We start from the raw sequence: 1,046 nt of genomic DNA on the forward strand, positions 1-1,046 counted from the left end.
GGCCCCAGGCGCCTGCTGGGCCAGGACGGGCCGTTGCGCGCCACGGCGACGCCCCACGAGGTTCGTCTCGCTCGGTCCGGGTGCGGCGTGGAGGAGTGCTGCGGCGCGCTGTACGTGACGGTCACGCGTGACGGGGATCATGTCCTCTGGGCGGGCTGGCGCGACGTGGCCAACCAGGACTTCGACCTGCCGGAGCTTCGGTTCACCGCGGACCGTTACGAGGCCGAGGTCCTGCGAGCCGGAGAGGACCGCAGTTGGGAGCGGCCGGCAGAAGCGGTCGCGCGGCTGCTGGAGGCGGGGTTGAGGGGATGCGGGGACTGGCTCGTCAGGTGGGACTGCGAGTTGGAAGGCGTCTGGGCCTCCCGCAGGGAACCCGATCGCATCCACGTCGTCCTGGGGCATCCCCGTAACCGGGCCGATGCGGATCTGCCCTGGCTCCAGTTCGGGGTGACCCTCCTGATCTCCGCGGGCCCCCCGTCGGACCAAGCCGAGCGCCTTGAAGCGCGGCTGACCGCAGGCGATCCCCGGGCAGGCGCCGAGGTCTGGGGAGGTTCGCACGACGCCGAGCAACTCGGCTACCCATGGCCCCCGGTCGACCCGCTGTTCCTGTGAAGGGCGGGGAGAGGCGGGGTCGGGCCTTCCCCTTGCCGTCGGGCATCCACTCGCAACCGCCGTCCCCGCGGGGAGGTGTGACCGTGCGGGTGCGAAATCGCGTGACGCCGATCATGGATCGTGGGGCGAAGCGTGACCGCTTACACCAGTCGGTGAAGAACTGGGAGAACGGCAGCAGTGAGCTCAAGTTCCCGCGGCCGGATGCTTATCAGCGCTGCTGAACGGAGGGGCGGGGAAGTACCGCGACGGTGAGGGGCGCCCGACGATGGTCGGGCGCCCCTCGGGCGTTCACTCGCCGCTGACCAGCTTCTCGTAGGCCTTGGAGTCGAGCAGGCCGTTGGAGGAGGCTTTCCCGTCCGTCCTGATTTTGAAGAGCCACGCGTCGTAGGGCTCGGCGTTGACCAGGTCGGGCTCGTCGGTAACCTCCTCGTTGA

The 1,046-nt window shown here is 69.9% G+C and carries 2 protein-coding genes; one reads left to right on the plus strand and one right to left on the minus strand.

Annotated features, from left to right (window positions below; all coding sequences use genetic code 11):
• On the plus strand, positions 1-612 hold a 612-nt coding region (locus tag ABT300_RS44345; RefSeq protein WP_351688916.1), incomplete at its 5' end, for a hypothetical protein.
• Positions 613-900: 288 nt separating this feature from the next.
• Here the strand turns inward: ABT300_RS44345 and ABT300_RS44350 are convergent.
• A partial coding sequence (locus ABT300_RS44350; RefSeq protein WP_502978139.1) for a glycine cleavage system protein H occupies positions 901-1,046 on the minus strand: 146 nt, incomplete at its 5' end.

Origin of the sequence: Streptomyces sp. NPDC001027 (assembly GCF_040299045.1) — a bacterium.
GTDB lineage: Bacteria > Actinomycetota > Actinomycetes > Streptomycetales > Streptomycetaceae > Streptomyces.